Annotated in this window: 19 protein-coding genes; 10 read left to right on the top strand and 9 right to left on the bottom strand. The window is 53.7% G+C overall.

Translation table 11 applies throughout. From position 1 onward, the window contains the following. Nucleotides 1-13: 13 nt before the first annotated feature. The 9 genes from tolR to mngA all read right to left on the bottom strand — a co-directional run bounded on the left by tolR (nucleotide 14) and on the right by mngA (nucleotide 10,207). Nucleotides 14-442, bottom strand: a complete 429-nt coding sequence (gene tolR, locus AL479_RS16835; RefSeq protein WP_042320591.1) for a colicin uptake protein TolR — start codon at nucleotides 440-442, stop codon at nucleotides 14-16. A gap of 3 nt (nucleotides 443-445) precedes the next feature. Then, complete coding sequence (gene tolQ / locus AL479_RS16830; protein ID WP_080343208.1) at nucleotides 446-1,138, bottom strand: Tol-Pal system protein TolQ; 693 nt, start codon at nucleotides 1,136-1,138, stop codon at nucleotides 446-448. Then, nucleotides 1,135-1,539, bottom strand: a complete 405-nt coding sequence (gene ybgC, locus AL479_RS16825; RefSeq protein ID WP_043001341.1) for a tol-pal system-associated acyl-CoA thioesterase — start codon at nucleotides 1,537-1,539, stop codon at nucleotides 1,135-1,137. Before ybgC ends, tolQ begins: the two co-directional genes overlap by 4 nt. A gap of 273 nt (nucleotides 1,540-1,812) precedes the next feature. Further along, nucleotides 1,813-2,106, bottom strand: a complete 294-nt coding sequence (ybgE, locus tag AL479_RS16820; protein ID WP_042320596.1) for a cyd operon protein YbgE — start codon at nucleotides 2,104-2,106, stop codon at nucleotides 1,813-1,815. Continuing rightward, nucleotides 2,106-2,219 (bottom strand): cytochrome bd-I oxidase subunit CydX, encoded by a 114-nt coding sequence (gene cydX / locus AL479_RS16815; RefSeq protein WP_042320599.1) that lies wholly within the window; start codon nucleotides 2,217-2,219, stop codon nucleotides 2,106-2,108. The genes ybgE and cydX overlap by 1 nt, the downstream gene beginning before the upstream one ends. Before the next feature lie 14 nt (nucleotides 2,220-2,233). Beyond that, nucleotides 2,234-3,373, bottom strand: coding sequence for a cytochrome d ubiquinol oxidase subunit II (cydB, locus tag AL479_RS16810; protein ID WP_061076890.1), 1,140 nt, complete (start codon nucleotides 3,371-3,373; stop codon nucleotides 2,234-2,236). 15 nt (nucleotides 3,374-3,388) lie between these two features. Next, the gene (cydA, locus tag AL479_RS16805; protein WP_061076889.1) at nucleotides 3,389-4,957 is read right to left on the bottom strand and encodes a cytochrome ubiquinol oxidase subunit I; all 1,569 of its coding nucleotides are present in this window, start codon (nucleotides 4,955-4,957) and stop codon (nucleotides 3,389-3,391) included. 680 nt (nucleotides 4,958-5,637) lie between these two features. Continuing rightward, a complete protein-coding gene (gene mngB, locus AL479_RS16800) occupies nucleotides 5,638-8,271 on the bottom strand; it encodes a mannosylglycerate hydrolase (RefSeq protein WP_061076888.1) in 2,634 nt (877 codons plus the stop codon). A gap of 19 nt (nucleotides 8,272-8,290) precedes the next feature. Then, nucleotides 8,291-10,207, bottom strand: a complete 1,917-nt coding sequence (gene mngA, locus AL479_RS16795; protein WP_061076887.1) for a PTS 2-O-a-mannosyl-D-glycerate transporter subunit IIABC — start codon at nucleotides 10,205-10,207, stop codon at nucleotides 8,291-8,293. Nucleotides 10,208-10,383: 176 nt separating this feature from the next. Here mngA and AL479_RS16790 point away from each other — a divergent pair, with 176 nt between their 5' ends. From AL479_RS16790 to AL479_RS16745, 10 genes are all read left to right on the top strand, one after another. Next, nucleotides 10,384-11,103: a GntR family transcriptional regulator gene (locus AL479_RS16790; protein WP_061077999.1), complete on the top strand. Its 720-nt coding sequence runs from the start codon at nucleotides 10,384-10,386 to the stop codon at nucleotides 11,101-11,103. A gap of 496 nt (nucleotides 11,104-11,599) precedes the next feature. Beyond that, on the top strand, nucleotides 11,600-12,049 hold the full coding sequence (glmS, locus tag AL479_RS16785; protein ID WP_061076886.1) for a methylaspartate mutase subunit S: 450 nt from the start codon (nucleotides 11,600-11,602) through the stop codon (nucleotides 12,047-12,049). Next, entirely contained in the window at nucleotides 12,049-13,437 is a 1,389-nt protein-coding gene (glmL, locus tag AL479_RS16780; RefSeq protein ID WP_061076885.1) for a methylaspartate mutase accessory protein GlmL, read from the top strand. The genes glmS and glmL overlap by 1 nt, the downstream gene beginning before the upstream one ends. Nucleotides 13,438-13,455: 18 nt before the next feature. Further along, nucleotides 13,456-14,901 (top strand): methylaspartate mutase subunit E, encoded by a 1,446-nt coding sequence (locus AL479_RS16775; RefSeq protein WP_061076884.1) that lies wholly within the window; start codon nucleotides 13,456-13,458, stop codon nucleotides 14,899-14,901. Continuing rightward, on the top strand, nucleotides 14,901-16,142 hold the full coding sequence (locus AL479_RS16770) for a methylaspartate ammonia-lyase (RefSeq protein WP_061076883.1): 1,242 nt from the start codon (nucleotides 14,901-14,903) through the stop codon (nucleotides 16,140-16,142). Before AL479_RS16775 ends, AL479_RS16770 begins: the two co-directional genes overlap by 1 nt. Before the next feature lie 3 nt (nucleotides 16,143-16,145). Next, a complete protein-coding gene (locus AL479_RS16765) occupies nucleotides 16,146-17,516 on the top strand; it encodes an acyclic terpene utilization AtuA family protein (RefSeq protein WP_061076882.1) in 1,371 nt (456 codons plus the stop codon). Then, nucleotides 17,513-17,830 (top strand): DUF4387 domain-containing protein, encoded by a 318-nt coding sequence (locus AL479_RS16760; protein ID WP_042320615.1) that lies wholly within the window; start codon nucleotides 17,513-17,515, stop codon nucleotides 17,828-17,830. The genes AL479_RS16765 and AL479_RS16760 overlap by 4 nt, the downstream gene beginning before the upstream one ends. Nucleotides 17,831-18,000: 170 nt before the next feature. After that, nucleotides 18,001-19,308, top strand: coding sequence for a dicarboxylate/amino acid:cation symporter (locus AL479_RS16755; protein WP_042320616.1), 1,308 nt, complete (start codon nucleotides 18,001-18,003; stop codon nucleotides 19,306-19,308). A gap of 126 nt (nucleotides 19,309-19,434) precedes the next feature. Next, the gene (glsA, locus tag AL479_RS16750) at nucleotides 19,435-20,436 is read left to right on the top strand and encodes a glutaminase A (protein WP_061076881.1); all 1,002 of its coding nucleotides are present in this window, start codon (nucleotides 19,435-19,437) and stop codon (nucleotides 20,434-20,436) included. A gap of 113 nt (nucleotides 20,437-20,549) precedes the next feature. Continuing rightward, nucleotides 20,550-22,202 carry a class I fumarate hydratase gene (locus AL479_RS16745; RefSeq protein ID WP_061076880.1) on the top strand — a complete coding sequence of 551 codons (1,653 nt, stop codon included), beginning with the start codon at nucleotides 20,550-20,552 and terminating at the stop codon, nucleotides 22,200-22,202. Nucleotides 22,203-22,207 lie beyond the last annotated feature (5 nt).

Genomic DNA, 22,207 nt, shown 5'->3' with positions numbered 1-22,207 from the left:
GAGACGCAAATGATCAGATAGGCTGCGTCATTAAGCCAACCGACTTCACACCCGCACTGTGCAACAAGTTCAGCGCTTTAATTATTTCATCGTAAGGCACGTCTTTCGCGCCCCCGATCAAGAAGACCGTTTTCGGATTGGACTCCAGGCGACTTTTCGCCTCGGCGATCACCTGTTCCGGCGGCAGTTGATCCATACGATCTTTCTCAACCACCACGCTGTACTGCCCTACTCCGGAAACCTCAATAATGACCGGCGGATTGTCGTTACTGCTCACGGCCTGCGACTCGGTCGCATCCGGCAGATCGACTTCCACACTCTGCGTAATGATCGGCGCTGTCGCCATAAAGATCAGCAGCAGCACCAACAGAACGTCGAGCAACGGTACGATGTTGATTTCGGACTTCAGGTCGCGACGACCTCGTCCACGCGATCTGGCCATGGCTTACCCCTTGTTGCTTTCGCTAACGGTAAACGCCTGACGGTGCAGAATCGCGGTGAACTCTTCCATAAAGTTGTCGTAATTCAGTTCCAGCTTGTTAACACGCTGATTCAGACGGTTGTAGGCCATGACCGCCGGGATTGCCGCAAACAGACCAATCGCCGTAGCAATCAATGCTTCCGCGATACCCGGCGCAACCATCTGCAACGTCGCCTGTTTTACCGCCCCGAGCGCGATAAATGCATGCATGATCCCCCACACGGTACCGAACAGACCGATATACGGGCTGATGGAACCCACGGTGCCGAGGAACGGAATATGCGTTTCCAGCGTTTCAAGTTCACGGTTCATCGAGATCCGCATCGCACGAGATGCCCCTTCCACCACCGCTTCTGGCGCATGGCTGTTTGCCCGATGCAATCGTGCAAACTCTTTGAACCCGCTATAGAAGATTTGTTCCGAACCCGCCAGATTATCACGGCGGCCCTGGCTCTCCTGATACAGGCGAGACAGCTCAATACCGGACCAGAATTTGTCTTCGAACGCTTCAGCTTCACGCGCGGCGGCGTTAAGAATACGGGTCCGCTGGATAATGATGGCCCAGGATGCGATTGAAAAACCAATCAAAATCAACATGATAAGTTTAACCAGAAGGCTTGCCTTCAGGAACAAATCAAGGATATTCATGTCAGTCACTGCTTAAACTCCGCGACAATAGACTTGGGAAGCGCACGAGGCTTCATTTTGAGTGGATCAACGCAAACAATCAGAACCTCAGCCTCATTGAGCACGGTGTTCTCTGCGTTGACAATGCGTTGCGTGAAAACCAAAGAGGTGCCACGCATTGACGTAATTTCTGTTTGGATTTCGAGCATATCGTCGAGCCGCGCAGGCGCGTAGTATTCCAGCGTCATTTTACGCACCACGAAGGCAACTCGCTCAGCCAGCAGCACCTGCTGACTGAAGTGATGATGACGCAGCATCTCTGTGCGTGCTCTTTCATAAAAAGCGACGTAACTGGCGTGATAAACCACACCACCGGCGTCGGTGTCTTCGTAGTAGACACGTACCGGCCATCGAAATATATACTTATTCATCCTGCTGCCTCTTTGTTGGCTTCGTCCACTCACACCAGTCACTTACTCCTGTAAGCTCCTGGTGATTCGCGCACTTGCCGCCGCGATGCATCAAGAATGCTGTTGTATATAGCGTTGTATTCACTTTACATCCCGGTAATGCAACAAAAGTTAGTGCTTTTAAACGTTGCTACTATACGCGCGCGATTGAGGCTTGGGAATGGGGAGAGGTTAAGGGAGAGTAAAAATTTATGGGCTTATGCAAGCCCATAAATACTTAAGGATGTTTCTTATTCAAAAGAAGAAGAAAATCAGACCGACAATAAGCACGATATCGGCAAGTAGCGGAGAGAAAATCCCCTGCCAGTGCGCGGCGCGAGGACGAAAACCTACGCCATGAATGATGCCCGCACAGACCGCCCACATCAGCAGCAGACCGTGCCAGATTTCCAGCCCGCTGGTTTTAGCTGCGAAGCGGGAGGGATCCCAAAACATACATCCTGCTAACACTAACGCCATCACCAAAGAAAGCGCCCGTAACGGGCGCTTGTCCATCGCGTTATATTGCATCGCGATCAGGGTGGTCATCAGTGTTCTTCTTGACCGTCTTTGCTTGCCTCGACGTGCTCAAGGGCCAGCGCGGTGATGATCCCAAATGCACAGGCAAGAAGCGTTCCCAGAATCCAGGCGAAATACCACATAGTTTGCTCCTTACTTAGTACAGAGAGTGGGTATTGTTTTCAATATGCTCTTTGGTGATGCGACCGAACATTTTCCAGTAACACCAGCTGGTGTAGATGAGAATGATCGGAACAAACACCGCAGCAACCCAGGTCATCAGATTCAGCGTCAGCTGACTGGACGTCGCATCCCACATGGTCAGGCTCGCGTTCATCATGGTGCTTGAAGGCATCACGAACGGGAACATCGCGATACCAGCAGTCAGGATGATGCAGGCCAGCGTCAGAGAGGAGAACAGGAATGCCCATGCCCCTTTCTCCATACGGGAGGTCAGAATCGTCAGCAGCGGCAGCGCCACACCCAGTGCCGGAACCAGCCACAGGATCGGTGCATTGTTGAAGTTGACCATCCAGGCACCCGCTTCACGCGCCACTTCTTTGGTCAGCGGGTTAGACGCCGCATGATGATCAACCGCAGAGGTCACCACGTAGCCATCAATACCGTACATCACCCAGACCCCCGCCAGCGCGAAGCAAACCAGAGTGACCAGCGCCGCAATCTGCGATGTCGCACGGGCACGCAGGTGCAGTTCACCCACGGTACGCATCTGCAGATAGGTCGCGCCCTGAGTAATGATCATCCCTACGCTCACCACGCCCGCCAGCAGGCCAAACGGATTCAGCAACTGGAAGAAATTACCGGTGTAGTACAGACGCAGATACTCGTCGATATGGAACGGTACGCCCTGCAACAGGTTGCCGAATGCCACGCCGATCACCAGCGGCGGCACGAAGCTCCCCACGAAGATGCCCCAGTCCCACATGTTGCGCCAGCGGGTGTCTTCAATCTTGGAGCGGTAATCAAAACCGACCGGACGGAAGAACAAAGACGCCAGCACGAGGATCATCGCCACATAGAAACCGGAGAACGCCGCAGCGTAGACCATCGGCCAGGCCGCAAACAGCGCGCCGCCCGCGGTGATCAGCCACACCTGGTTACCGTCCCAGTGCGGAGCGATGGAGTTAATCATAATTCGACGCTCGGTGTCGTTACGACCGAGGAAACGGGTGAGCATGCCCACCCCCATGTCGAAGCCATCAGTGACCGCAAAACCAATCAGCAGAATGCCAACCAGCAGCCACCAGATAAAACGTAGTACTTCATAATCGATCATTTGACGACTCCTGTCTTAGCGTGCCGGCTGAGTAGTCGCGGTGGACTGCTCAAAGTGATAGCGACCGGTTTTCAGGCTGCTTGGGCCAAGGCGTGCGAACTTGAACATCAGGAACAGTTCAGCCACCAGGAACAGGGTATACAGGCCACAAATCAGGATCATGGAGAACAGCAGGTCGCCGACGGTCAGCGACGAGTTCGCCACCGCGGTTGGCAACACCTCACCGATCGCCCACGGCTGACGGCCATATTCGGCGACAAACCAGCCGGCTTCTACTGCAATCCACGGCAGTGGAATACCGTACAGCGCGGCGCGCAGCAGCCATTTCTTCTCACCGATGCGGTTACGAATCACGCTCCAGAAGGAGAGCGCAATGATCGCCAGCAGCAGGAAGCCACATGCCACCATGATACGGAAGGCGAAATACAGCGGCGCAACGCGTGGGATAGAATCTTTCGTCGCCTGCTGAATCTGCGCTTCAGTCGCATCAGAGACGTTCGGGGTATAGCGTTTCAGCAGCAGACCATAACCGAGGTCTTTTTTCATGCTGTTGAACTGTTCGCGAACAGCCTGGTCGGTCGAACCGGCACGCAGTTGCTCCAGCAGTTCATACGCTTTCATCCCGTTACGGATACGCTCTTCATGCTGCACCATCAGGTCTTTCAGACCAATAACCGGCGTATCGACAGAACGCGTGGCAATGATGCCCAGTGCGTAAGGGATCTGAATCGCCAGTTTGTTTTCCTGCGACTCCTGGTCAGGAATACCGAACAGGGTAAAGGCAGCCGGAGCAGGCTGAGTCTCCCACTCTGCTTCAATGGCCGCGAGTTTGGTTTTCTGCACGTCGCCCATTTCGTAACCGGATTCATCACCCAGAACGATAACAGACAGCACGGCAGCCATGCCAAAGCTCGCAGCAATTGCGAAAGAGCGTTTTGCGAAAGCGACGTCGCGGCCTTTCAGCAGGTAGTAAGCGCTGATACCAAGGATGAACATCGCACCGGTCACGTAGCCAGACGCCACGGTGTGCACAAATTTCACCTGGGCAACCGGGTTAAGGACCAGTTCAGAGAAGCTCACCATCTCCATACGCATGGTTTCGAAGTTGAAATCCGATGCGATAGGGTTCTGCATCCAGCCGTTTGCGACCAGGATCCACAGAGCGGACAGGTTGGAACCTAAAGCGACCAGCCAGGTTACCGCCATGTGCTGAACTTTGCTCAGACGATCCCAGCCGAAGAAGAACAGACCTACAAAGGTGGATTCGAGGAAGAAGGCCATCAGACCTTCGATCGCCAGCGGCGCACCGAAGATATCCCCAACATAGTGGGAATAGTAAGACCAGTTTGTCCCGAACTGGAACTCCATGGTCAACCCGGTTGCCACACCCAGAGCAAAGTTGATACCAAACAACTTGCCCCAGAACTTAGTCATATCTTTATAAATCTGTTTGCCGGAAAGGACGTAGACCGTTTCCATAATGGCCAGCAGGAACGCCATACCAAGCGTCAGTGGCACAAAGAGGAAGTGGTACATCGCGGTCAAGGCAAACTGTAAGCGCGACAGTTCGACTATATCTAACATCATGACTCCTTGCTCATCGCATGAAGACTCCGAGAGTGACCCCGTTAGAAAGGGTCACACGCATGCCCCAATACAAATTTATTTGTGCGCTCTCGCCGTTATCGTTTTCCTGGAGAAGGAAACAGAAAGGGCGAAAGGTTACAAACATGTTAATAAAAAACTCAAATTGATCCCGCAATTATATTACGCCGCAAAATCCTTACAATAAACAGGTTTTTATTGAGGAAGATTTGCATTTTTCGACAGTGATCAATTTATAGCGAATTTATCACCTTTCCACCAATTTGATCGGCGACAATTTAACGTGTTTCGCACCCTTTTTCCAACGTTTAAACATTGATTTAAATCAATAACAGTGCTTTTTGTTAATCGTGTTTAAATTGAGTGATCGTAGTGAAAAACATGTTGCTAACATGTATCTTTGCGGGCGGGAATGGTTACCATGTGAAAATGTATATATAAAAAGACAGTGTTTTAATTAACCCATCACAGGAATTCCTCTTCCCTTTCCCGATTCGTTCAGCGTAGACAATTTATTGTTATTTGCCAGGATATAAATTCCACGCGCCAACTTTCACAATTATTTCACTTTTATAGCGCTATAAATTAACACCGCGCAGTTATTATTCTGTTAATAAAAAAGCCACGCAATGCGTGGCCTGTGCCTGTTTGCTGGCTATTCACACAATCTTGTAGCTGAATGTTCGCGTTTGCCCCGGTAAAACCGGGCCAATGTCGCTGCGCTTTTCATCAACGCTCTGAACCGGCTGCTCATCCAGGCGCGTTTCTGTACACGATTGAACCGCTCTGCCGAAGGCAACCGTTGCGTCGCATGACTCCGAATCTGAAGGATTAAACAGGCGCAGGATCAGTTCCTCTCCCTCTTCCGATTTCTTCAGGGTGCTCAACTGACACCCGACCGGCGGCATAGTGAACAAACTGTAGCGGTCAGGCGTCATGAAACCGGCTTTGTTCAGTTTCATCGCATCCCACGGAATCTTGTTATAACACTGTACCGGGGTAAGCCAGGCCCTGGCCTGCTGAGCAATACCGGCGTTTACTGGCGTACCGGTATAACTGAAAAGGCTCAGCCGACAGTGCAATCGTCCGCGCAGTTGCGCATCCGGCACCGCCATTTTAATGCCTGAAGGACGGCCTGGACGCAAAAGCAAATCCTCTTTCCCGAGGAGTCCAACACCGCGTAGCAGCGTGATGGCGAAAGTTTTTTTCCTGTCACCCAGCACTTCAAATTCACGCAACCCTTCGGTGAAAACCGCCAGACCGTTTCTGCCCTCCTGAAGCGTCGCATAATTAAGCATATTCCAGACGGGAACCGGTGCCTCTTTCCAGCCCTCTTCCCGCCAGTTTGCCAGTGCGGGATCCCGCACGGGGCGGCTCACCGTACCAAACTGCGTATCTGCCAGCACAGTGTCGGTCACAAACGGAGTGGGGATCAGTACCCGCAGGCGATGATCGTCAGCCTGATTATCCAGAAGCACTTCAATATCAATACGCCTGCTGTTGTGGCTCAGGATGACCGTTATTTCAACCTCAACCCTACCGCTACGCTGGCGAGCGCGACGTTCCGTAAGATTGAGCGGCACGGCCATTTGATAACAAATCCGCGCCCGGCTTTGCCATGCTTCATGGGTCACCTCGCACTCTGCTTTTACCGACGCGGAAGTCAGAAGCCACTCTTCTCTGGCGGGCGAGTAATCATACTCATCCCCATCATCAGAGCCCTCTTCCAGCTCCAGGACGCGGTCATAGCAGATGCCGCTATCTTTGTCATACAGACGCAGCGTGCCATCGTCGTTAACGGTAATCTGCCAGAACGCATTTTCCAGCCCCTCCGCCCGGGAGGTTTCTGGCGGATTATTATTTCCCGCCTCGCCTTGCGTCACATACAGCGTGCGATAACCCATCGACGGTACAATCTGATGGATCTGGATATCAAACTCCATAAACGGCTCGTAGTTACCGTAATGCACGATCTGCCTGTCTATCAGTCCAGGATCGATCTCGCGAACCGCGCGCACAAAACAGGGAACGGGATTTCCCCGATCGTCACGCAGGCAAAACTGATGACCTCGCAGGCGGATCGTCGTGTTAATCACCTCTTCACGCGGCCACGGCATCAGGTTAAACAGCACCAGTTTGTCACTGTCGCTCTGCGGCATGTTGTCTGTGATTTTGCGCAGATAAAAACGGATCAGGTTATCTGCCATATCCTCCGCCAGTTCGAAGCGCGCGATGATTTCCCGGTGAACCTTATCGCTACAGCAACATCCAATGCTGTCGTGGGCATGATTTTTTAAAATCTCTTTCCACATTTTTTCCAGCAAACCGTGGTGATACTCAAAGCCAAGCGTCCAGGCCAGCGTCGCCAGGGGTTCAAGGATATTGACGATCTTGTTTTCAATGCGCGCATGAATGAGTTTGATGTCCATCCGCGTCGAGCCAATCGTGCGGTGTACCCGCATATACTTGCCGTCAATAAATTCGCCTTTCAGCGTAGCGAGTTGTTCACGTCGATTCTCGATATGTTCAAACACCGCTTCAAAACGGCTCATCACAAACTTCCGCTGTGGGTAGATCTCGCGCAGTTTGTCCATCACCGTAAAAATGTTCTGTTGCAGCGGCATCTGATCGTGGCCATTAGGCAGCAAAATCTCTTTGGTTACTGACGCTTTTTCCAGCACCTCAAAATAGCTGTCAAGCCGTTTGCGCAGTCCGCTCTCATCCTCTGGTAAGTACTTACCAATTGCGTAACCCAGCGGCAGCACCTGCGCGACAACTTCACTGCCATCGCTGCTTTGCCATAAAAACTCGGTCTTATCGGTACCGTGACGCTCTGAACAACCGCGCCAGAACATCGTGCGGGTGATGCCAAATCCGTTGTAGATATGCGGAAGCTGTCCCGACATGCCAAAGGAATCCGGTAGATAGCCAATTTTCATCGGTTCGCCAAAGGCCTGGCAATCACGCATGCCATACAGCAGATTACGCACAATAGACTCACCGGAGACAATCGTGGTATCCGTCTGGGTATACCACGGGCCAATGATCAGCTTTCCGGCTTGCACCAGACGTTGTACCCGACGGGTATTTTCCGGCTTTATCGCGAAGTAGTCCTCCAGCACCGCCGTCTGTCCATCAAGAACGTAATATTTATAGTCGGTATCCTGCTCCAGTCGGGTGAGGATCTCTTCCATATTATTGACCAGCAAAATGCGCGACGCCTCGGTGGTAAAATACCACTCCCGATCCCAGTGCATATGCGGGGTAATGTGAACGCGAGATACAGCTTTCATCTTCGTTTCCTGTTCTGAATTAAGACGTTACGCCATCCGTCATATATTTGCCCTGCTTCACCGCATAGCGTCGCCAGAGCAGCAAAACCAGTGTTGAGATAGCGGTTCCCACCAGCGCCGCACCGAACCAACCCGCCGCCGCCAGTACGCCGCCGTACCCGGCATCGTGCAGCAAAAAGAGTGAGAAAATACCCGCACCAGGCGTTGAGAGACCGATATTCATCGCCCCAACCATTGCCCCTGTCGCCATTGATCCGAGGACAAAGGAGCCAATCACCCGCACAGGATCTTCAATCGCCATCGGGATTGCCCCTTCGGTAATACCCGCCAGCCCAAGCAGCCAGGTAGATTTACCGGTTTCAATTTCAAACGCTTTAAACAGACGCGGAGAAACTAACGTTGACGCAGTCACCGTAAATGCGGAGACCATTTTGACCGAGGCAAAGATGGCATAAGGACCATAGACGCCGTTCGCCATCGCCCCCAGACAAAAGGCATAGGCGGCCTTATTGACGGGCCCCCCCAAGTCAAATGAACACATAAAGCCGAGAATCGCGCCAAGCAGCAGCGCATTCGCCCCAGATAAACCGTTTAGCCAGACGGTCAGACTGTTGTTAATCCATGCCACAGGTTCACCAACCACAAACAACATCAGACTGCCTGCCCCCAGCGTGCCAACCACCGGATAGAGGTAAAACGACAAAAAACCGTTGAATTTACTGCTCAGCCGCAGGTGGTTTTTCACCCAGCGCATCAGGTATCCGGCGATCAATCCTCCCGCGATTGCGCCAAGAAAACCGGAACCAATCATGTTCGCGGCAAGCCCCGCAGCAAAACCGGGTGCCAGTGCGGGTTTATCCGCCAGTGAATACGCGGTGTATGCCGCCAGTACAGGCACCATCAAAATGCCGAGGATCCCACCGCCAAGTTTGCGATACATCCACAGCCAGGAGTTCTCCTGATCGAACAGCGGTTGCAGACCAAATATCTGCGCCAGCAATACCGCGACAGCAAGTACCGTCCCGCCCGCAACAATCAGCGGCACGGCAAAGGAGATCCCACTCAGTAACGCTTGTTTTAACTCCGTCTTAAACCCTTTAGGCTGATGACTCTCTTCCTGCCGCGCACGCTTTTCATTTTGTGGTTCAAGCGCCAATGCTTGCAGGATCAGTTGTTCAGCATGGCGAATCGGCTCGGCGACGGGTACCGTCAGCGCCGGGATCCCCGCAAACCGTTCGCTCTCTTTGATTGCCACCTCAGCAGCAAAAATACAGGCACTGGCCGTATTCAGTTGATCCGCCGTTAAGCGCCCTTCAATACCGTTAGCGCCCTGCTTTTCAACAAACACATTGACGCCCAGTTTCCGTCCGGCTTTCTCCAGATATTCCGCCGCCATATAGGTATGCGCGATACCCGCCGGACAGGCGGTCACGCACACAATCGTGGGAGCGTTGAATGGGGTTGCTACCGTCGGTTCATGCGTGTTGTCATCCAGCGCCGACAACAGCTCGTCTGCATTCGTTGCCGCCATAACACGGGCTCGCGTCTCATCATCAGCCAGCTTCGTGGTGAGCGCAGTCAGCAATTGCATATGGGTACTGCCCGCCTCTTCCTGCGGAATAGCGAGCAGGAAAATCAGTTCAACCGCTTCCGGACCATCGATCCCTTCCCAGCTCAAGGGCTCGCTGAGCGTCGCCACAGCAAAAGCGGCTTCTTTGACGGCCGACGTTTTCCCGTGCGGTACCGCCAGCCCTTCTCCTAACGCAGTAGGTCCGAGGTTTTCACGTGCAAACACTTCTTCCAGAAAGACATCAGAATCAGCAATTTTGCCCAACGCCGTTAGCCGCTGCGCTAACGTACGAATCGCCTCTTCACGGCTGGTAAACCGGGCGTTCAGGCACAGCGCGTCCCGCTGGGTTAACGTCGTCAGGTTCATCATGATCCTCACAAAATGGTTGTTTTATGTGCGAAGGATTGTGCCAGACAAAATAATACATTTATGTGATCACTTTCACTTAAAGAGTGATATTTGTATTTAATTTGTATTGTTTACACTCAAGATTCATCAGGCATAATGTGAAAAGTCGTCTTAACAACCTGACAGAAAAAACCATGAGCCGAAAACCGCTGTATCGACAGATAGCCGACAGGATCCGTGAACAAATCCAGCGGGGTGAGCTGAAGCCCGGTGATGCTTTGCCGACAGAATCCGCGCTACAGGCGGCATTTGGCGTCAGTCGGGTCACCGTGCGTCAGGCGCTAAGGCAGTTAACCGAGCAGCAGATCATCGAAAGCATTCAGGGCAGCGGCACGTACGTTAAAGAGGAACGGGTTAATTACGACATCTATCAATTAACCAGTTTTGATGAAAAACTGACCGATCGTAGCAGCGATACGCACAGTGACGTGCTGGTTTTCGAAGTGATTCAGGCCGATGAATTTTTGAAAAATCAATTACAACTGGCTGATGATAAACGAGTCTGGCACGTCAAGCGGGTGCGTTACATCAAGCAAAAACCGGTCGCGCTGGAGGAGACATGGATGCCGCTGGCATTGTTCCCTGATTTAACCTGGCAGGTAATGGAAAACTCGAAGTACCACTTCATTGAAGAGGTGAAGAAACAGGTCATCGAGCGCAGTGAGCAAGAGTTGATTCCGCTGATGCCCACCGAAGAGATGAGCCGCCTGCTTGTTATCCCTCTCACAAAGCCAATCCTGGAAAAAGTTTCGCGTGGCTTTTTAAAGGGAGGACAGGTATTCGAATACAGTCGCAATGCGTTTAATACTGACGATTATAAATTTACGTTGATCGCCCACAGGAAACAGCGTTAACAGGAGTGCGCGTTAACACTATTTCGATGAAGTGTTAACTGCTTCACAAATATATATGAAATGTAATACACAGAATTTCCGCTGTCCCACAGCGGGAATAGCAAACAAATCACTATCATATTTATCATTTTATTAACAATAATAAAATGACGTACAGAAACATCATACTTTATTCCGTTACACACCTCACATTTCTTCTTCTGAAATTATTTAAATACCCTTTCCGCGTAAAGACAAATAAACAGGATTCAGATCACAAACATAGAACATCGTTTAATAGACATCTATTTATTAAAATATATACCATCTAAAACAATGCACACAATCAATTGATAATAAACGATTTTTAAATTTTCATTCATAGAACAGTCGTTTTTCGAAAGATATTTTGAAAATAGATCAATTGCATCCATCGCGCCTCCCCACGACACTCCGTCCCTATTAAAACATTTCAAAACATTTTATTTCTTACCCTGAGTCCTGGAGAGGATTACCCATGAAAAAATCAACACTCGTTATTGGCGTCATTGGTGCTGACTGCCATGCCGTAGGCAATAAAGTTCTGGACCGCGTTTTTACTGCCCATGATTTTCGCGTAATCAATCTGGGCGTAATGGTGAGCCAGGATGAATATATTGATGCCGCGATCGAAACCGGCGCCGATGCGATTGTCGTCTCTTCCATTTATGGCCACGGCGACATCGACTGCCTGGGTCTGCGCGAGCGCTGCATCGAACGCGGTATCGGCGATATCCTGCTTTACGTCGGCGGCAACCTGGTGGTCGGAAAGCATGACTTCGCCGACATCGAAGCCAAATTCAAAGAGATGGGCTTCCAGCGCGTCTTCGCCCCAAGCCACGATCTCGAAGACGTGTGTCAGTTGATGGCAGCGGATATCAACAAACGCCACGGCGTTGAACAGCGTTGTCTGGAAGAGGCTATCTGATGCAAACCGTCTCTGTCGATATCGGCTCGACGTGGACCAAAGCTGCCCTCTTCGCAAAGGAGGGGGATGCGTTAACACTGGTTAACCACGTTCTGACTCCGACGACGACCCATCATCTGGCGGACGGTTTTTTCGCCAGCCTGAACCAGGTGCTGAACGTTGCCGATGCGCGCCCACTGCTCAACCGCGGTGAAGTGACCCTGAAATACTCCTCGTCGGCGAAAGGCGGTCTTGCCGTCGCCGCAATGGGGCTGGTGCCGTCGATCACCCTGGAATCGGCAAAAGTCACGGCGCATTCCGCCGGGGCAAAAATCGCCCAGTACTATTCGTACAAACTGAATCGCCATGATATTCAGGCGCTGGAAGCCTCACCGCCGGACATTCTGCTGTTTACCGGCGGCACCGACGGCGGCGAAGAGAGCTACGGTCTGGCCAATGCGCATGCGCTGGCGGCGTCCAGCCTCGACTGCGCCATTATCTACGCCGGAAACCGCGACATTCAGGATGATGTCCAGGCGATTCTGGGACACAAAGATCTGACCACGGTAGACAACATTCTGCCCGACCTCGATCACCCGAATCCCTTCGCCGCCCGCAAGGCGATTTGTGATGTCTTCCTGTCCCGCATCGTGAAAGGCAAGGGCCTGGATGTGATTGTCGGTGAAACCGGCGAAGAACCCATGCCGACGCCCTGGACGGTGTACGAACTGGTCAAAGCCATCAGCGAAGTCGATAGCGCATGGAAAGAGTTCATGCTCATCGACATGGGCGGCGCGACCACCGACGTCTATTCCGCCAGTGCCAATACCCTTTCGCCCGATACCGTGCTGCACGGCGTCCCGGAGCCCTTTGTTAAGCGCACCGTGGAAGGCGATCTCGGCATGCGCGTCTCCGCCGTGGTGGTAGGCGAAAGCACCCAGGAACTGGTGAAGGTGGTATTCGCTCAGCAGCCGGCACGCCAGGAGGCCTTCTATGGCTACCTGCGTCATCTGGTGGCGCATCCCGATTATCTGCCGCAGAGCGAGGAAGAGAAATACTTTGATTCTCTGTTAGCCGGACTGTGCGTCGGCTACGCCGCCGAGCGTCACGCAGGCACCAAAAAGCAGGTCTGTACCTGCGTTGGCAACGTCGATTTACAAATGGGACGCGACCTGACCACCGTGCGCAAAGTGGTCGGTTCGGGCGGCTGGCTCTCCCGCGCCAGTCAGTTTGATATCCATCACTGGCTCAAATATCGCGAACTGGACGACGACGGCAGACGCATTCTTTTACCCACTCAGTTTGAGTACTACCGCGATGCAAAAGGTCTGCTCCCGCTGCTGGCAAACGTTGCCAGACTGGATCCCCAGGCCGCTGCGCGCACCAGCATTCACTGTTTAACCCTATAAAACCTAAGGCAGCGACGAATGGAACTTCGAAATAAAAAATTAACCCATGACGAATTTATGACCGAACGGCATCAGGTGTTGCAGACGTGGCATACCGGCAAAGACGTCGAACATTTTGAAGATGGCGTGAAGTATCAGCAGACCATTCCTGAGAAAAAACGTTTCTCTCACGCCTTGCTGAAGGCGGATCAGGAAGGGAAAACCCTGAGCCAGCCGCGTGCCGGTGTGGCGCTGATGGATGAGCATATCGAACTGCTGAAAACCCTGCAGGTAGAGTGTGACCTGCTGCCCAGCACCATCGATGCCTACACCCGTCTGAATCGTTATGAAGAAGCCGCCATTGGGATCCAGAAATCCATCGAAGCCGGGACCTCAAAACTCAACGGACTGCCGGTGGTTAACCACGGCGTGGCGGCCTGTCGTCGGATGACCGAAGCGCTGGAGAAACCCATTCAGGTCCGTCACGGTACGCCGGATGCACGTCTGCTGGCGGAGATCGCCATGGCCAGCGGCTTCACCAGCTATGAAGGCGGCGGTATCTCCTACAACATTCCTTACGCCAAACGCGTGACGCTGGAAAAATCCATTCGCGACTGGCAGTACTGCGACCGCCTGATGGGGCTGTATGAAGAACACGGCATTCGCATTAACCGCGAACCGTTCGGCCCGTTGACCGGCACGCTGATCCCGCCGTTCATGTCTCACGCAGTGGCAATTATCGAAGGTCTGCTGGCGCTGGAACAGGGCGTGAAATCCATCACCGTCGGCTACGGCCAGGTGGGCAGCCTGACGCAGGACATTGCCGCGATCCAGTCACTGCGCGAACTGTCCCACGAGTATTTCCAGAACTACGGCTTCAATGATTACGAGCTGAGCACGGTCTTCCACCAGTGGATGGGCGGATTCCCGGAAGACGAATCCAAAGCGTTCGCCATTATCTCCTGGGGCGCAGCGGTCGCCGGTATGTCCGGCGCGACCAAAGTGATCACCAAGAGCCCACATGAAGCCTTCGGTATTCCGACGGCGGCGGCAAACGCCCAGGGACTGCGTGCGTCACGTCAGATGCTCAACATGGTCAGTGACCAGAAATTCCCGCCGTGTGCCGCAGTTGAACAGGAAGTGGATCTGATTAAGAGCGAAGTTCGCGCAGTCCTGAAGAAAGTGTTTGAACTGGGCAACGGCGATGTCGCGCGCGGCACCGTGCTGGCCTTCGAAGCAGGCGTACTGGACGTACCTTTCGCCCCGGCCTCCTGTAACGCCGGTAAAATCCTGCCGGTTCGCGATAACGCCGGCGCGATCCGTATTCTGGAAGCCGGTTCAGTGCCGCTGCCGCAAGACATTCTCGCTCTACACCACGATTACGTGGCCGAACGTGCCCATTACGAAGGACGTAAACCCTCATTCCAGATGGTTGTTGATGACATCAACGCTGTATCCCACAGTCAATTAATAGGAAGACCATAATGAAAATTAAACAGGCGCTTTTTACCGCTGGCTACTCCTCATTCTATTTTGATGACCAGCAGGCGATCAAAAATGGCGCAGGTCATGACGGGTTTATTTATACCGGCGATCCGGTTACCCCGGGCTTTACCTCTGTACGCCAGGCTGGCGAGTGCGTTTCCGTACAGCTGATTCTGGAAAACGGCGCCGTCGCGGTGGGTGATTGCGCCGCCGTTCAGTACTCCGGTGCCGGCGGTCGTGATCCGCTGTTCCTGGCTGAACATTTTATTCCGTTCCTCAACGATCACATTAAACCGCTGCTGGAAGGCCGCGACGTGGATGCGTTTCTGCCGAACGCCCGTTTCTTCGACAAACTGCGCATCGACGGTAATTTGCTGCATACCGCCGTTCGTTACGGTCTGTCACAGGCGCTGCTTGACGCTACCGCGCTGGCTTCAGGCCGCCTGAAAACGGAAGTGGTGTGCGACGAATGGCAACTGCCGTGCGTACCGGAAGCCATTCCGTTATTTGGCCAGAGCGGCGACGACCGCTACATCGCCGTCGACAAGATGATCCTCAAAGGCGTTGACGTCCTGCCGCACGCGCTGATCAACAACGTTGAAGAGAAGCTCGGCTTCAAAGGCGAAAAACTGCGTGAGTACGTACGCTGGTTGTCCGACCGTATTCTCAGCCTGCGCACCAGCCCACGCTACCACCCGACGCTGCATATCGACGTGTATGGCACCATCGGTCTGATCTTCGATATGGACCCGGTGCGCTGCGCCGAGTATATCGCCAGCCTCGAAAAAGAAGCGCAGGGTCTGCCGCTGTACATTGAAGGCCCGGTCGATGCAGGCAACAAACCGGATCAGATCCGTATGCTGACCGCCATCACCAAAGAGCTGACCCGTCTGGGTTCCGGCGTGAAAATTGTCGCCGACGAATGGTGTAACACCTATCAGGACATCGTGGACTTCACCGATGCCGGCAGCTGTCACATGGTGCAGATCAAAACCCCGGATCTCGGCGGCATTCACAACATCGTTGACGCGGTGCTGTACTGCAACAAGCACGGGATGGAAGCCTATCAGGGCGGTACCTGCAACGAAACCGAAATCAGCGCCCGCACCTGCGTACATGTGGCTCTCGCCGCCCGTCCAATGCGTATGCTGATCAAGCCGGGTATGGGCTTCGATGAAGGTCTCAATATCGTGTTTAACGAAATGAACCGCACCATCGCGCTGTTGCAGACTAAGGATTAAGAGATGGCACGCACATTTAAGATCTTATCGCCGACGGCTATCCTGGGTTATGGCTTCCCGGAAGAGAGCTTTCGTAAAGCCATGGAAGCGTCACCGGATCTGATCGCGGTTGACGCAGGCTCCTCCGATCCTGGCCCCCACTACCTGGGGGCGGGTAAACCGTTTACCGATCGGGCCGGAGTGAAACGCGATCTGCGCTATATGATCACGGCGGGCGTTAAGAACAACATTCCGGTGGTGATCGGCACCGCCGGGGGATCCGGTGCAGCACCGCACCTTGAGTGGTGTCGGCAGATTATCCTTGAGATCGCACAGGAAGAAAAACTGTCCTTCTCAATGGCGCTGATCCCATCGGATGTGAATAAAGAGGTGGTTCATCAGGCGCTGGATAACGGCAAAATCACCGCGCTGGACTTTGTTCCGGCACTGACCCACGAGGCGATCGAAGAGAGCACCTACATCGTGGCGCAGATGGGGATCGAACCGTTCCAGCGTGCGCTGGAAGCCGGTGCGCAAGTGGTATTGGGCGGACGGGCTTACGATCCAGCCTGCTTCGCGGCGCTGCCGATTATGCAGGGATTTGATGAAGGTCTGGCGCTGCACTGTGGCAAGATCCTGGAATGTGCGGCCATTGCCGCCACCCCAGGTTCCGGCTCTGACTGCGCAATGGGGATTATCGACGACAACGGCTTTACGCTGAAGACGTTCAACCCGAAACGCAAGTTCACCGAAACGTCGGCGGCGGCACACACCCTGTATGAGAAATCCGATCCGTACTTCCTGCCAGGCCCTGGCGGCGTACTGAACCTGAAAGGGTGCAGTTTCAAAGCGGTAAACGATGGCGAAGTGTACGTCAGCGGTTCCCGTCATGAAGAAACGCCGTATGCGCTGAAACTGGAAGGTGCGCGTCAGGTGGGCTTCCGTTGCCTGACCATCGCCGGTACCCGCGATCCGATCATGATTGCCAGCATCGACACCATTCTCGAAGAAGTTCAGGCCAGCGTCGCCCGCAACCTCTCGCTGAATGATGACAGCATCCGCATGACGTTCCACCTGTACGGCAAGAACGGCGTGATGGGTAATCATGAGCCGGTGCAAACCGCCGGGCATGAGCTGGGCATTTTGCTGGATGTGGTCGCGCCAACGCAGGATATCGCCAACAGCGTCTGTTCGCTGGTGCGCTCTACCCTGTTGCACTACGGCTACGAAAACCGGATCGCCACGGCAGGCAACCTCGCCTTCCCGTTCTCGCCATCCGACATTCAAAGCGGGCCGGTGTATGAGTTCTCAATCTATCACCTGATCGAAGCCAGCGACGCCCTGCGTTTTGACTTCCATATCGAACAGGTGACGCCAGAAGGAGTTCAGGCATGAAACACGCTATTTGCACCCTGGCGCAGGTGATTCGTTCTAAAAACGCCGGACCGTATGAACTGGTGTTAGATATTTTATTTAAAACGCGCGAAGACTATCAGCGGGTAAAACGTTCTGAGCAATTAACCCCGCAGTTAATTGCCCGCTTATATAACGTTGAACCTGATTTTATTCATCGCATCGTCTGGTTCGACCCGGCGAATGCCGTAAAAATCGTGATGCCTCGCGATATTATTTCCGGCAACGTTGGTGACAATGATGTTTATGGCGCGCAGCAGCATGCGCCGTTATTAAGTATTGAGTTCGATCTATAGTAAATAAAATACAACAACGTCCATTGGCGTACAGGATTTCGCTGTATCACTGTATTCCAGATAATTCATGCGGTTGGTCACAACCAGCGTGCGCCTGAACTGCTGTCCTGGTTCAGGCGCACGCTACCCTACAACACTTCACAGACCAGCCTTGATCCGATGGAGTAATAATGAAGAAAATAAGTCTAACCAAAATGATCATATTAGGCCTGATACTCGGCATGATTGCCGGGGTGGCTATTAATAATATGGCATCGGCAGATACAGCAAAATCGTACGCGCAGGATATTTCTATTTTTACCACCATCTTTTTACGTATGGTAAAAATGATTATCGCGCCGTTGGTTATTTCAACCCTGGTTGTCGGTATCGCGAAAATGGGCGATGCCAAAACGCTGGGGCGTATATTCTCAAAAACCTTTTTCCTGTTTATCTGCGCCTCACTGCTGTCGATTGCGCTGGGTCTGGTCATCGTCAATCTGTTCCAGCCTGGTGCGGGCATTAACTTCGTCGCCCATGACGCCGGGGCCGTGGCGGCCGTGCAGTCAGAACCGTTCACGCTGAAAGTGTTTATCTCTCACGCCGTACCGACCAGCATTGTGGATGCAATGGCGCGTAACGAAATCCTACAAATCGTGGTGTTCTCGATTTTCCTCGGGTGCAGTCTGGCCGCCATTGGCGAGAAAGCCGAGCCGATCGTGAAGGTGCTCGACTCACTGGTTCACGTCATGCTGAAGCTGACCGGTTACGTCATGCTGTTCGCCCCGTTAACCGTGTTCGCCGCGATCTCCGGGCTTATCGCTGAACGCGGGCTGGGCGTGATGGTGAGCGCCGGGATCTTCATGGGTGAGTTCTACCTGACGCTGGGTATGCTGTGGGCGATCCTGATCGGCCTGTCAACGGTGATTGTCGGTCCATGCATCAGTCGTCTGACAAAAGCGATTCTCGAACCGGCGCTGCTGGCGTTTACCACGTCCAGTTCTGAAGCCGCGTTCCCGGGCACTCTGGATAAGCTGGAGAAATTCGGCGTCTCGTCCAAGATTGCCAGCTTCGTGCTGCCTATCGGTTACTCCTTCAACCTCGTGGGTTCAATGGCCTATTGCTCGTTTGCCACCGTCTTTATCGCGCAGGCGTGCAACATTGAACTGAGCATGGGCGAGCAAATCACCATGCTGCTGATTCTGATGTTGACCTCCAAAGGTATGGCAGGCGTACCGCGTGCCTCGATGGTGGTCATTGCCGCTACCCTCAACCAGTTCAACATTCCGGAAGCCGGTCTGATCCTGCTGATGGGCGTCGATCCGTTCCTCGACATGGGACGTTCCGCAACCAACGTGATGAGTAACGCCATGGGCGCCGCGATTGTCGGTCGCTGGGAAGGTGAACACTTCGGTTCCGGCTGCCGGGGCACTGCGCCGGTCAAAACGCCAGAACAGGAGCGTCCTGCCACTGAGCCGTCAGAAGTGGTGATGTCCTGATGATATAAGGTTGCCGGATGGCGCTATTGCTTATCCGGCCTACACATCGAGTATTAACCTGTAGGCCGGATAAGGGGCTTGCGCCGCCATCCGGCAACATGCCAATCACACCAACAAGGTTGCACCATGAACGTAAAATTCTTCGGCGCGAGCATGTTAACCGCCAGCCTGTTTTTTAGCGCCGCCACGCTGGCGCAAACGGCACCGGACTACGCCGCATTGATCGAACAGGCACACCAGAAATACAAAAGTAACGACGACGGCAAAGTCGCCGACTATATCCCTGCTCTTGCCACCTACAGCCCTAACAACTTCGCCATTACCCTCGCTACCGTTGACGGCAAAATTTACCAGACCGGAGACATCAACAAAGCATTCCCAATGGAATCGCTGAGCAAAGTCTTCACCCTCGCGCTGGCGATGGAACAGCGTGGGCCACAAGAGGTGCTGGATAAACTCGGCGCCAATGCTACCGGCCTGCCCTTTAATTCCGGTCTCGCGGTCGAACTCACCCGAGGCGCACCGGAGAATCCGCTGGTCAATGCTGGCGCCATGAGTACCGTCAGCCTGATTGATGCCAAAGACAAAACCGACCGCTGGAACAAAATCCTCGCCAACCTGAACGCCTGGGCCGACGCCACGCTCACGGTCAATGAACCGGTATTTCGATCGGAAATGGAGACCAACCAGCACAATCAGGCGCTGGCGCAATTAATGGCATCGTACAACAGCTTCTACGGCAACACGCAGGAGGCCGTGGAGATCTACACCCGCCAGTGTTCAGTAGACGTCACCGTTGAGCAACTTGCCAAAATGGGTGCCGTACTGGCCAACAAGGGGAAATCGCCGTTCACCGGCAAACAGTTGCTCAATGAGCGCTATGTTCCGCAGGTACTGGCTGAAATGGCCATCGCCGGTCTCTACGACGGCAGCGGAAAATGGCTGTACACCGTCGGTATTCCGGCGAAAAGTGGCGTCGGCGGGGGAATGGTCGCGGTGGTACCGGGACAATACGCCATCGCCGTTTACTCACCGCCGCTGGACAGCGCCGGGAACAGCGTGCGCGCCCAGCAGACTATTGAATATGTTGCCCATGCAACGCAGGCCAATCTCTTTATGGCGCATTAAGCGGATGCCGGATGGCGCTCATGCGAATCCGGCCTACGAATCAGGCTTTTTTGTAAGTCGGATACGGCACGACGACGCCCTCCGGCGATATCAACCTTAACGTGAGAAGTAACATGTCTAAACCCTTTGTCTGGCAAGAACTCTTTGTACAAAGCAAAGAGAGTACGGAATACGAATTACTGAGCAATCAGCATGTTACGGTGACAGAGTTAGATGGCGAAGAGGTCATCAAAGTGGCGCCGGAAGCATTAACGCTGCTGGCGCAACAGGCATTCTATGAAGCATCGTTCTTCCTGCGCTCCGGACATTTAAAGCAGATTGCCAGCATCCTGCACGATCCGCAGGCCAGCAGTAACGACAAATATGTCGCCCTGCAGCTGTTACGTAATGCGGAAGTGTCGGCGAAAGGCGTGCTGCCGAACTGCCAGGACACAGGTACGGCGACAGTGGTCGCCAGCAAAGGCCAACAGATATGGACCGGCGGCGATGACGCCGAAGCGCTCAGCAAAGGGATTTACACCACCTTTAAGGAAAATAACCTGCGCTACTCGCAAAACGCCGCGCTGGATATGTATACCGAGGTCAATACCGGCACCAACCTGCCGGCGCAGATCGATATCAGCGCCACGCCGGGTAACGAATACCGCTTCCTGTTCGTCAATAAGGGCGGCGGCTCAGCCAACAAAGCGGCGCTGTTCCAGGAGACCAAATCGATCCTGCAACCGGAAAAGCTCACCGCCTTCCTGATCGAGAAGATGAAATCGCTGGGCACCGCAGCCTGCCCGCCGTATCACATCGCTTTTGTCGTCGGTGGTCTCTCCGCAGATCAGGCGCTCAAGGTCGCCAAACTGGCCTCAACCAAGTATTACGACAACCTGCCCACCAGCGGTAACGAACTGGGTCAGGCGTTTCGTGACACCGCGCTGGAATCCGCGCTGCTCAATGCCAGCCGTGAATTTGGCATTGGCGCACAGTTTGGCGGCAAATATTTCGCCCATGATATTCGCGTCATTCGTCTGCCGCGCCACGGCGGCTCCTGCCCGATCGCGATGGCTCTCTCCTGCTCCGCCGATCGCAATATCAAAGCGAAGATCAACAAACACGGGATCTGGCTGGAAAAACTCGAGCATAACCCGGGCAAATTTATCCCTGAATCCAGCCGCATCGAGAACAGCGCGCAGAGCGTAAACCTGGATCTGAACCGTCCGCTGCGCGAGATCCTGCATGATTTATCCGCCCTGCCCGTCGGTACGCGGCTTTCGCTAAACGGCCCGATCGTCGTCGCCCGCGACATCGTGCACGCCAAACTCAAAGAGCGCCTGGACAACGGCGAAGCGATGCCAGCGTACATGAAAGATCACATTGTCTACTACGCAGGCCCGGCCAAAACGCCGGATCAGATGGCCTGTGGCTCGCTCGGGCCAACCACCGGCGGGCGCATGGACGGTTATGTCGATGCCTTCCAGGCCGCTGGCGGTAGCCTGATCATGCTGTCCAAAGGCAACCGCAGTTCGCAGGTCACCGAGGCCTGCCATAAACACGGCGGATTCAACCTCGGCAGCATCGGCGGCGCCGCAGCCTTACTGGCGCAGCAATACGTGAAAAGCCTGCGCTGCCTCGAATACCCCGAACTGGGAATGGAAGCGGTCTGGATGATGGAAGTTGAAAACCTGCCGGCCTTCGTGCTGGTAGACGACAAAGGAAACAACTTCTTCAGCCAGTTTGAACAACAGCATCGTTGTGCATCCTGCCCGGCAGGACATTAAGGAGC

This window comes from Citrobacter amalonaticus (assembly GCF_001559075.2).
Taxonomy (GTDB): Bacteria; Pseudomonadota; Gammaproteobacteria; order Enterobacterales; family Enterobacteriaceae; genus Citrobacter_A; species Citrobacter_A amalonaticus_F.
The sequence above is the reverse complement of the archived record's forward strand: the minus strand, read 5'-3'. Positions and strand labels throughout refer to the sequence as shown.

What these genes read in the sequence shown, in the direction of transcription:
- glmL (WP_061076885.1), top strand. Translation starts at nt 12,049, where the DNA reads ATGCAAACCGTCTCTGTCGATATCGGCTCGACGTGGACCAAAGCTGCC.
- cydB (WP_061076890.1), bottom strand. Translation starts at nt 3,373, where the DNA reads ATGATCGATTATGAAGTACTACGTTTTATCTGGTGGCTGCTGGTTGGC.
- AL479_RS16790 (WP_061077999.1), top strand. Translation starts at nt 10,384, where the DNA reads ATGAGCCGAAAACCGCTGTATCGACAGATAGCCGACAGGATCCGTGAA.
- ybgC (WP_043001341.1), bottom strand. Translation starts at nt 1,539, where the DNA reads ATGAATAAGTATATATTTCGATGGCCGGTACGTGTCTACTACGAAGAC.
- AL479_RS16755 (WP_042320616.1), top strand. Translation starts at nt 18,001, where the DNA reads ATGAAGAAAATAAGTCTAACCAAAATGATCATATTAGGCCTGATACTC.
- cydX (WP_042320599.1), bottom strand. Translation starts at nt 2,219, where the DNA reads ATGTGGTATTTCGCCTGGATTCTGGGAACGCTTCTTGCCTGTGCATTT.
- glmS (WP_061076886.1), top strand. Translation starts at nt 11,600, where the DNA reads ATGAAAAAATCAACACTCGTTATTGGCGTCATTGGTGCTGACTGCCAT.
- AL479_RS16745 (WP_061076880.1), top strand. Translation starts at nt 20,550, where the DNA reads ATGTCTAAACCCTTTGTCTGGCAAGAACTCTTTGTACAAAGCAAAGAG.
- glsA (WP_061076881.1), top strand. Translation starts at nt 19,435, where the DNA reads ATGAACGTAAAATTCTTCGGCGCGAGCATGTTAACCGCCAGCCTGTTT.
- mngB (WP_061076888.1), bottom strand. Translation starts at nt 8,271, where the DNA reads ATGAAAGCTGTATCTCGCGTTCACATTACCCCGCATATGCACTGGGAT.
- tolR (WP_042320591.1), bottom strand. Translation starts at nt 442, where the DNA reads ATGGCCAGATCGCGTGGACGAGGTCGTCGCGACCTGAAGTCCGAAATC.
- ybgE (WP_042320596.1), bottom strand. Translation starts at nt 2,106, where the DNA reads ATGACCACCCTGATCGCGATGCAATATAACGCGATGGACAAGCGCCCG.
- AL479_RS16760 (WP_042320615.1), top strand. Translation starts at nt 17,513, where the DNA reads ATGAAACACGCTATTTGCACCCTGGCGCAGGTGATTCGTTCTAAAAAC.
- mngA (WP_061076887.1), bottom strand. Translation starts at nt 10,207, where the DNA reads ATGAACCTGACGACGTTAACCCAGCGGGACGCGCTGTGCCTGAACGCC.
- AL479_RS16770 (WP_061076883.1), top strand. Translation starts at nt 14,901, where the DNA reads ATGAAAATTAAACAGGCGCTTTTTACCGCTGGCTACTCCTCATTCTAT.
- AL479_RS16765 (WP_061076882.1), top strand. Translation starts at nt 16,146, where the DNA reads ATGGCACGCACATTTAAGATCTTATCGCCGACGGCTATCCTGGGTTAT.
- cydA (WP_061076889.1), bottom strand. Translation starts at nt 4,957, where the DNA reads ATGTTAGATATAGTCGAACTGTCGCGCTTACAGTTTGCCTTGACCGCG.
- AL479_RS16775 (WP_061076884.1), top strand. Translation starts at nt 13,456, where the DNA reads ATGGAACTTCGAAATAAAAAATTAACCCATGACGAATTTATGACCGAA.